At 70.9% G+C, this 8,640-nt stretch carries 10 protein-coding genes; 8 read left to right on the forward strand and 2 right to left on the reverse strand.

Annotated features, from left to right (window positions below; genetic code table 11):
- Positions 1 to 573, forward strand: a 573-nt coding sequence (locus ACLQ6X_RS04390) for a TOBE domain-containing protein (protein WP_411698960.1), incomplete at its 5' end; no start/stop codon positions are given.
- Positions 574 to 645: 72 nt separating this feature from the next.
- On the opposite strand, the gene ACLQ6X_RS04395 is transcribed toward ACLQ6X_RS04390, so the two are convergent.
- A complete protein-coding gene (locus ACLQ6X_RS04395; RefSeq protein ID WP_411698961.1) occupies positions 646 to 1,335 on the reverse strand; it encodes a YoaK family protein in 690 nt (229 codons plus the stop codon).
- An 88-nt stretch (positions 1,336 to 1,423) separates the two neighbouring features.
- Here ACLQ6X_RS04395 and ACLQ6X_RS04400 point away from each other — a divergent pair, with 88 nt between their 5' ends.
- Together ACLQ6X_RS04400 and ACLQ6X_RS04405 are read left to right on the forward strand one after the other, a co-directional pair.
- Positions 1,424 to 2,500 carry an acetamidase/formamidase family protein gene (locus ACLQ6X_RS04400; protein ID WP_411698962.1) on the forward strand — a complete coding sequence of 359 codons (1,077 nt, stop codon included), beginning with the start codon at positions 1,424 to 1,426 and terminating at the stop codon, positions 2,498 to 2,500.
- Entirely contained in the window at positions 2,497 to 4,098 is a 1,602-nt protein-coding gene (locus tag ACLQ6X_RS04405) for an AtzH-like domain-containing protein (protein WP_411698963.1), read from the forward strand. Before ACLQ6X_RS04400 ends, ACLQ6X_RS04405 begins: the two co-directional genes overlap by 4 nt.
- A gap of 132 nt (positions 4,099 to 4,230) precedes the next feature.
- Here the strand turns inward: ACLQ6X_RS04405 and ACLQ6X_RS04410 are convergent, their stop codons facing one another.
- The gene (locus ACLQ6X_RS04410) at positions 4,231 to 4,410 is read right to left on the reverse strand and encodes a hypothetical protein (protein ID WP_411698964.1); all 180 of its coding nucleotides are present in this window, start codon (positions 4,408 to 4,410) and stop codon (positions 4,231 to 4,233) included.
- A gap of 130 nt (positions 4,411 to 4,540) precedes the next feature.
- On the opposite strand from ACLQ6X_RS04410, the gene ACLQ6X_RS04415 reads away from it, so the two are divergent.
- The 5 genes from ACLQ6X_RS04415 to ACLQ6X_RS04435 form a co-directional block, all read left to right on the forward strand.
- A complete protein-coding gene (locus ACLQ6X_RS04415) occupies positions 4,541 to 5,761 on the forward strand; it encodes a pyridoxal-phosphate-dependent aminotransferase family protein (protein ID WP_411698965.1) in 1,221 nt (406 codons plus the stop codon).
- Positions 5,762 to 5,774: 13 nt separating this feature from the next.
- Positions 5,775 to 7,031, forward strand: a complete 1,257-nt coding sequence (locus ACLQ6X_RS04420) for an allantoate amidohydrolase (protein ID WP_411698966.1) — start codon at positions 5,775 to 5,777, stop codon at positions 7,029 to 7,031.
- Complete coding sequence (locus tag ACLQ6X_RS04425; protein ID WP_411698967.1) at positions 7,024 to 7,821, forward strand: MurR/RpiR family transcriptional regulator; 798 nt, start codon at positions 7,024 to 7,026, stop codon at positions 7,819 to 7,821. The genes ACLQ6X_RS04420 and ACLQ6X_RS04425 overlap by 8 nt, the downstream gene beginning before the upstream one ends.
- 89 nt (positions 7,822 to 7,910) lie before the next feature.
- Entirely contained in the window at positions 7,911 to 8,252 is a 342-nt protein-coding gene (locus ACLQ6X_RS04430; protein ID WP_411698968.1) for a cupin domain-containing protein, read from the forward strand.
- Positions 8,253 to 8,276: 24 nt separating this feature from the next.
- Positions 8,277 to 8,640, forward strand: a 364-nt coding sequence (locus ACLQ6X_RS04435) for a DinB family protein (protein WP_411698969.1), incomplete at its 3' end; no start/stop codon positions are given.

Here is an 8,640-nt window from a genome sequence, read left to right on the forward strand (position 1 = left end):
CTGCTCGACGAGCCGCTCGCCGCCCTCGACGTGGCGGTGGCGCCCGCGCTGCGGCGGATGCTGCGCCGCGTGCTCGCCGGCCGCACCGTGCTGATCGTCACCCACGACATCCTCGACGCGTTCACGCTCGCCGACCGCGTCGTTGTGCTCGACCACGGCCGCATCGTCGAGCAGGGGGTCACGCGCGACGTGCTCGAACGCCCGCGCAGCCGGTTCACGGCCGGGCTGGCGGCGCTGAACCTGCTCGTCGGGGTGCGCACGGAACGCGGCATCCGCCTCGCCGATGGAACCGATATCTCGGGGTCTTCCGGGCTCGCGGTCGGATCGGCGGCGGCCGCCGCGGTGCGCCCGCCGGCCGTGCGGGTGTCGCTCGACGAGCCGGTGGCTGCGAACCGGCTGCGCGGCGAGGTGCTCGACCTGGAGCCGCGGGGCGACCTGGTTCGCGTGCGGGCGGAGGGAATCGCGGCGGATGTCGCTCCCGCTCTCGTCGCCGACCTCGACCTCGCGCCGGGGGTCACCGTCTGGTTCGCGTTTGACGCGCACGATGTACAGATCTACTCACCCGCTGGTTGAGTAGGCCGCCCGCGGCCGTATCGAAACCCTGGGTCGCGGGAGGGTTTCGATACGGGCGCTAGAGCGCCCTACTCAACCAGCGGGAGGCGTGTGCGGGCGGCCCAGGTGCCCGAGCAGCGCACAGACCAGCGTGATGACCGCCGCAACCGCCATGCCCAGGCCGATGTGCACGTTGAGCAGCAGTCCGCCGGCGAGGGCGCCGAGTCCGATCAGCAGCACGGCCCCGGCGCGGCGTTTCCACTGCTGGCCGTTGCCCTGCCCGAACTTCGAGTCGAAGGCGAGACCCACGAGCGTCGACGTGACCACGACGGTCGTGACATCCTTCACACCGATGTGCCGCGCGGCGCCCGCCTGCAGGCCCATCGCGAGGCCGAGCGCGCCGGTCACTGCGAGCTTCACCCACTCCGCGGGCTCGTCGATCACGAGCAACGGCACCGCCGCGGCCAGGATCACGACGCCCACGAACGCGAACAGCAGCGTGCTGCGGCCAGACCAGCCGGCGGGCACCGGACGCAGCGTGCGCCCGGCGATGAGCGCACCGACCATGAACAGCACGAGGGCGACGATCGGACCGACGATCGGCAGGTCGTCGGCGCCGGCGAGCGCCATGCCGAGGATCACGACGTTGCCCGTCATGTTCCCGGTGAAGACCCGGTCGAGGCCGAGATAGCCGACCGCGTCGATCACACCGGTCGAGAAGGTGAGGGCGAGCATCAGCCCGAGGTGTAGTCCGGCCGGGTGTGCCTGCAGTCGCTTCTTCATGTCTCTCCTTGAGAATCGTGCGCCCTCAGAGAGTCGCTAGGGTTTTCACACTACGAGACTCAAGTATCGAGCAGATTACGGGGACCACTTGTCACACGCACTCCAACCGGGCGAGGGTCACATCGCCAGCGAGGTCTACCTCCCCTCGGATCCGGGCGCGGTGTTCTGGGGTCGCCTTCCCTGCGAGACGGATGAGCCGGTGCTGACAATCCCCGACGGCACCGAGGTGACGATCGACACGCTCAGCCACGAGGGCCTGCTCGACGACCAGGGCAGCGACCCGGTCGCCTTCTTCGGCCGGTTCGGAGTCTCGTCGAAGCTCGTGCTCGATGACGCCATCCTGCTGGCGGCCACCCGCGAGCGCGACCCGCAGACCGACGGCCCGCACGTCGTGACCGGGCCGATCTTCGTCGAGGGCGCCGAGCCGGGCGACCTGCTCAAGATCACCGTGCTCGAGGCCACGCCCCGGGTGCCCTACGGCATCATCTCCAACCGGCACGGCCGCGGCGCGCTGCCCGGCGAATACCCGCAGGGCGACGGCACCGTGAGCGTGTTCGCGGCGGTCGACGGCGAGCTCGACACCGCCACGCACGGCACGATGCCGCGCGTCGCGGGCGGCGAACACTCGGTGCGCTTCCCGCTCGCCCCGTTCCTCGGCATCATGGGGGTCGCGGTGGCCGGCGACGAGCGTCCGCACTCGGTGCCCCCGGGAGCGCACGGCGGCAACATCGACATCAACCTGCTCACCGTGGGCTCTACCCTCTACCTTCCCGTGCAGGTGCGCGGCGCGCTCGCCTACGTGGGCGACCCGCACTTCGCCCAGGGCGACGGCGAAGTCTCGCTCACCGCGATGGAGGCGAGCCTGCGGGTGACCCTGCGCTTCGAGGTCGTCACCGCCGCCGACGCGGAGACGGCGTTCGGCACCCTCGTCGGCCCGCTCGCCGAGACATCCGAGTTCCTCGTGCCGACCGGCATGAGCCCCGACCTCGACGAGGCCGTGCAGAACTGCGTGCGCGCCGCGATCGCCCTGCTGCAGGCGCGCTTCGGCATGGACGCCGCCCACGCCTACGCCTACCTGAGCGCCGCGACCGATTTCAACATCTCGCAGGTGGTCGACCTCGTGAAGGGCGTGCACGCGCGCATCCGAGTGGAGGACTTCGCATGAGCGGGCTCGACTTCACCATCGACTTCCCGGTCGGCGTCTCCGAGCCGGCGGGCCTGATCGATGCGTTCCGCGACTACGAGCGGGCGCTGATGGCGAACGACCTCGCCGCGCTCGACCGGCTGTTCGCGCCGGGACCCGACACCCTGCGCGGCGACGCCGCCGGCATCTTGCGCGGCCACGACGCCATCAGCGGCTTCCGCAAGGGCCGCGGCGGGGCGCCGAAGCGCGAGATCGTCGGCATCGAGGTGCGTCCCGTGGCAGCGGATGCCGCACTGATCATCGCGGTCACCGCGCCGCTCACGGGTGGCCGGGGACAGCAGACTCAGCTCTGGCGCCTGATCGACGGTGCCTGGGCAGTCGAGGCCGCGCACGTGAGCCTGCCCGCGCCGGCCGTGAACCCCACCGTGTGGCGCGTCGTCGGCACGCCGCTCGTCGCCGGGGACTCCTCGGCAACCGTCGCGCCTGACTGGAGGTTCGGCGACGTCGGCGCACTCGCCGGCCAGACCGTCGCCGTGAAAGACCTCTTCGACGTGGCCGGCTTCGCGGTCGGCGGGGGAGTGCCCGAGTACCTCGCCGAGTGCTCGCCCGCTACCGCCCACGCCCCGGCCGTGCAGGCGCTGCTCGACGCCGGCGCCGACGTCACCGGTATCGCCCGCACTGACGAGTTCGCCTACAGCATCGCCGGCAAGAACCCGCACTACGGAACTCCGCCGAACGGCGCCGTGGTCGGCGCGATTCCCGGTGGATCCTCCAGCGGTCCCGCATCCGCTGTCGCACTCGGCCAGGCCTCGATCGGCCTCGGCACCGACACTGGCGGCTCGGTGCGCGTGCCCGCTTCGTACCAGGGGCTCTGGGGGCTCCGAACCACGCACGGCGCGGTTCCCGTCGACGGGCTGCTGCCGCTCGCGCCCTCGTTCGACACGGTCGGCTGGCTCACCCGCAGCCCGGGGGTGCTCGGGGTCGCGGCGACCGTCTCTCTTACCTTGCCATCGGCTCTCCTGAGCGAGCGCTTCGCCGTCGACCCGGCGCTGCTCGCGCACGCTCAGCCCGGGGTGCACCGGGCCTTCGACCGGGCGCTCGCCGATCTCGGCGACGCCGGTCTGCTCGACGACGTGCTGGCCGTCGAGCTGGGCGACATCGACGCGCTATTCGAGACCTTCCGCACGGTGCAGAGCGCCGAGGCCTGGGCCACCCACGGCGCCTGGATCGAGGCGCATCCCGGAGCGCTCGGCGCTGACATCGCCGCCCGCTTCGAGCTCGCGTCCCGCATCACGCCGGAGGTCGAGGCCCGAGCCCGGGTGGCGCTCGCCGCGGCGCGCCTCTCGCTCGAGGCCGCGCTCGACGGACGCATCCTGCTGCTTCCCAGCGCGTCGTCGATCGCGCCGTCGACCACGGCCGATGCCGACACCATCCAGGCGACTCGCGACGGCACCCTGCGCCTCACCTGCATCGCCGGGCTGACCGGCCGACCGGGACTCTCCGTGCCGGCACTCAGCGTCGACGGCGCCCCGGTCGGCCTGTGCCTGGTCGGTCCGCGCGGCACCGACCTCCCGCTGATCGGCCTCGGCGAGCGGATGCACCGGGCGCTGGTCGGGTAGTAGCCGACCCGCCGGTCGAGAGAACCCATCCGCAACTCAGGCAGAACGTGTCGCGCGGCCGCCGGCACCCGCGCGAACACTGCCGCCGCCCGCGGACCCGCGGCATTCTGCCTGAGTTGCGCGTCGGCGAGCTCAGCGGCCGAAGTCGAGGTCCTCGTCGCTGTCGCCGAGCGACCGCAGATCGCGCAGGTCGCCGAGGTAGTCCTCGAACGACGACAGCGCGAGCTCGGCGACGGTGAGCCCGCGGCTGCGCGCCTCCTCGAGGGCCTCCTCGGCGAGGTCGTCGGGGAGCTCGAACTGTACGAAGGCCATGGGGGCAAGCCTACGAGCCTGGTTTCGACACGGGCCGCAGTCGGCCCTACTCAACCGGCAGGTTTAACCCACGTGAAACACCCGTTCCAGTAGCCTTGAACTCTGGAACAACTGATTCACGGGAGCGCGCATGTCATTCGAACCGATCAACCCTCCGCAGCGGCTGCTGATGGGACCGGGTCCGATCAACGCGGACCCTCGCGTGCTGCGCGCCATGAGCGCCCAGCTGGTCGGCCAGTACGACCCCGCGATGACGGCCTACATGAACGAGACCATGGAGCTGTACCGGGGCGTCTTCCGCACGCGCAACCGGGCGACGCTGCTCGTCGACGGCACGAGCCGCGCCGGCATCGAGGCCGCGCTCGTCTCGCTCATCGAGCCGGGCGACCGGGTGCTCGTGCCGATCTTCGGCCGCTTCGGCCACCTGCTGCGCGAGATCGCCGAGCGATGTGGCGCCGAGGTGCACGTGATCGAGACCGAGTGGGGCACCGTCTTCACCCCCGAGCAGATCGCCGCCGCCATCGCCGAGACGAAGCCCAAGCTGCTCGCAATCGTGCACGGCGACACCTCCACGACCCTCGCCCAGCCGCTTGACGAGATCGGCGCGCTCTGCGAGAAGAACGGGGTGATCCTGTACACGGATGCCACGGCGAGCCTCGGTGGCAACGACTTCGAAACCGACCGCTGGGGTATCGACGTGGTCACGGCCGGGCTGCAGAAATGCCTCGGCGGCCCGTCGGGCAGCGCCCCGATCACCCTCTCCGAGCGCGCCGTCGAGCTCGTCAACACGCGCAAGAGCATCGAGGCCGGAATCCGCTCCGACGGCGACGCGGTGTCGGCGAGCCCCATCCGCAGCAACTACTTCGACCTCAGCCAGATCCTCGACTACTGGGGTCCGAAGCGGCTCAACCACCACACCGAGGCGACCACGGCGCTCTACGGAGCCCGCGAGTGCGCGCGCCTGCTCGTGAACGAGGGGCTGCCCGAGGCGATCCAGCGGCACCGCCTGCACGGCAGCGCCATGGCGACCGGCTTGAAGGCTCTCGGCCTCTCCCTGTTCGGCGACCAGAAGCACAAGATGAACAACGTCGTCGGTGTGCTCATCCCCGACGGGATCGACGGCGACGGTGCCCGCGCCGCCATGCTCAACGACTTCGGCATCGAGATCGGCACGAGTTTCGGCCCGCTGCACGGCAAGGTCTGGCGCATCGGCACTATGGGCTACAACGCGCGTCGCGACACGGTGCTCACCACCCTCGCCGCCCTCGAACAGGTGCTGCGCCGCGGCGGCGTCAGCGTCACCGCGGGCAGCGGCGCCGGTTCCGCGCTCGACTACTACCAGTCCGCCTAGGAAGGCCGTTCCGATGACCGAATCGCACCACGCGGCAGCGCATTCGCACGAGGCCCAGCTGCTGCTCGACCGTTGCGACGAACTCGCCGCGATCTCCAGCCGACCCGACGTGCTCGAACGCGTGCACCTCTCGCCCGAGCACCGCGCCGCCAATGACCTGGTGGCCGGCTGGATGCGCGAGGCCGGGCTCAAGACCTGGCAGGACGCGGCGGGAAACCAATGCGGCCGCCTCGAGGGGCGCGAGCCCGACCTGCCCGCGCTGCTGCTGGGAAGCCACATCGATACCGTGCCCGACGCCGGCCGGTACGACGGCATGCTCGGGGTTTTGCTGGCGATCCAGATCGTGAGCCGCATCCGCGATTCTGCAATCGAGCTGCCCTTCGCCCTCGAGGTCGTGGCGTTCAGCGACGAGGAGGGCACCCGTTTCGGCACCGCGCTCATCGGCAGCCGCGCGCTCGCCGGAACCTGGCACGACGACTGGTGGAACCTCACCGACAAGAACGGCATCACCCTGTTCGAGGCGTTCCAGGACTTCGGTCTCGACCCGGCACGGCTGCCGGGCGCGTTCCGTCGGCCGGAAGAGCTGGTCGGCTACCTCGAGGCCCATATCGAGCAGGGGCCGATCCTGGAAGACGCCGACCGCCGCCTCGCCGTGGTCTCGTCTATCGCGGGGGCACGCCGATTCGCGCTCACGGTCACCGGCAAGGCCGGCCACGCGGGCGGTACGCCATTCGACCGGCGCCGCGACGCGCTCGTGGGGGCGAGCGAACTCGTGGTCGCGGTCGAGCGCATCTCGAAGGAGTGCGGGGTGGTCGGCACCGTCGGCCGGCTGCAGGCGTTCCCGGGCGGGGTGAACGTGATCCCCGGCCTGGTCGAGCTCAGCCTCGACCTGCGCGCCGAGTTCGACGACGACAGGGACGAGAGCATCCGCCTCATCACCGAGGCGGCGCACGAGATCTGCGAGCGGCGCGGACTCAGCTTCCACTCGACCGAGATCTACCGCGCCGACGCCGTGCGCTGCGACCTCGGGCTGCAAGACGCGATCGCCGCCGGCATCCGCGCCACCGGCGACGACCACCCCATGTCGTTCTGGAGCCGCGCCGGCCACGACGGCATGGCGGTGGTGGCCGTCACCCCCATCGCCATGCTGTTCCTGCGCTGCAAGGGAGGCATCAGCCATCACCCCGACGAGGCGGTGAAGAAGGCGGATGTCGCGGCGGCACTCGAAGCGTACGAGGCCGCCGTGCGCGAGCTCGTTTCCCGTGGGTGACCTCGCCGCACGCATCGATGCCGGCTACCCCGACCTGTCGCCGCAGGAGCAGCGGGCGGCCGACTTCATGCGCGACCACATCGCCGACCTCGCCGTCTACAACTCCACCGAGGTGGCGCGGCTCAGCGGCGTCTCGAAGGCCACGGTCAGCCGGCTCTACCGGCGTCTCGGCTTCGAGAACGCTGACGCGCTGCGCGAGCACGTGCGCGGCCTGCGCGCCTCGGGTACTCCGCTCGCCAGCGACGCGCCCACGAGCTACACGCAGCACCTCGACCGGGAGCTGACGAACCTGCGTTCCGCGCTCGCCGGACTCGATCTCACACCGGCCGCCTCGCTCATCGCGCGCGCGCGGCGGGTGCTCGTGGTCGGGTTCCGCAACAGCTACCCGATGGCCCTGCACCTGCGCCAGCAGTTGGCGCAGGCCAGGGACGGCGTGCAGCTCGCACCGCTGCCCGGCCAGTCCATCGGCGAGGAACTGGCCGCCCTCGGCGCCGACGACGTAGTGGTGCTGGTGGGGTTCCGGCGCAGGCCCCGCGGGTTCTCGCGGGTGCTGGCGCTCGTCGAGTCATCCGAGGCCCGAAGCGTGCTGCTCACCGACGCGCCCCGCCTGGGCGCCGACGTCGTGATCGAGTGTCCGGTCGACAGTGTCACCGCCTTCGACAGTTACGCCGCGGCGGCCAGCGTGATCAGCCTGCTCGCGGCCGGAGTGCTCGCGGCGAATTTGGCCGCCGGACGCTCCCGCATCGCGATCATCGGCGACGCGTACCGCGAGCTCGACGAGCTGGAATGACCGCCGGTTGAGTAGGTCGCGCAGCGACCGTATCGAAACCCGCCGCGACCTCTTCCGCTCGTCGACCGGGCGAGAGTACATTCGCCGGCATGACCGACGACGATCCGATTCTGACGAACCCCGACCACTACCGGCTCATGTGGGAGAACGACTTCGTGCGTGTGCTCGAGTACACCGACGAGCCGGGCACCCGCACGACGCCGCACGACCATCCGAACAGCGTCATGGTGACGCTCAGCGCGTTCCAGCGACGGCTTTCGGCGGGTGGCCGGGAGTTCGAGACGGCGCTTCCCTCGGGAGCGGCCGTGTGGCTGCCGGCCCAGAAGCACGCCGGCGAGAACATCGGTGAGACGCCGACCCACACGGTGCTGATCGAGCTGAAGGGCGAGGCGGCCGGTTCCCCGGGCGACGGCGTGCTTGGCCCGCGCTAGCCGCGCATCTGCCACTCTGGCAGCATGACCGAGTCCGACGAGAAGTCCGTTCTGCTTCGCTACCTGCAGGAGGGCCGCGACGCCCTGCTCTGGAAGCTCGAGGGGCTGAGCGAGTACGACGTGAGCCGCCCTCTCGTGCCCACCGGAACCAACCTGCTCGGACTCGTGAAGCACGTCGCCAGCACCGAGGCGTGGTATCTCGCCGACGTTTTCGGCCGGCCGTTCCCCGAAACGCTGGCGTGGCTCGCCGACGACTCGGAGCCGAACTCCGACATGTGGGCGACCGCCGACGAGTCGCGAGACGAGATCGTCGACCTCTACAAACGCGTTTGGCAGAGTTCGGATGCCACGGTGGAAGCCCTGCCGTTGGATGCGCCCGGCGTGGTGC

Source organism: Conyzicola sp. (assembly GCF_046714715.1).
GTDB lineage: Bacteria > Actinomycetota > Actinomycetes > Actinomycetales > Microbacteriaceae > Conyzicola.

Bases quoted from the DNA above. Each gene is read 5' to 3' on its own strand.
- ACLQ6X_RS04420 (WP_411698966.1), top strand. From the start codon at position 5,775: ATGACCGAATCGCACCACGCGGCAGCGCATTCGCACGAGGCCCAGCTG.
- ACLQ6X_RS04395 (WP_411698961.1), bottom strand. From the start codon at position 1,335: ATGAAGAAGCGACTGCAGGCACACCCGGCCGGACTACACCTCGGGCTG.
- ACLQ6X_RS04405 (WP_411698963.1), top strand. From the start codon at position 2,497: ATGAGCGGGCTCGACTTCACCATCGACTTCCCGGTCGGCGTCTCCGAG.
- ACLQ6X_RS04415 (WP_411698965.1), top strand. From the start codon at position 4,541: ATGTCATTCGAACCGATCAACCCTCCGCAGCGGCTGCTGATGGGACCG.
- ACLQ6X_RS04410 (WP_411698964.1), bottom strand. From the start codon at position 4,410: ATGGCCTTCGTACAGTTCGAGCTCCCCGACGACCTCGCCGAGGAGGCC.
- ACLQ6X_RS04430 (WP_411698968.1), top strand. From the start codon at position 7,911: ATGACCGACGACGATCCGATTCTGACGAACCCCGACCACTACCGGCTC.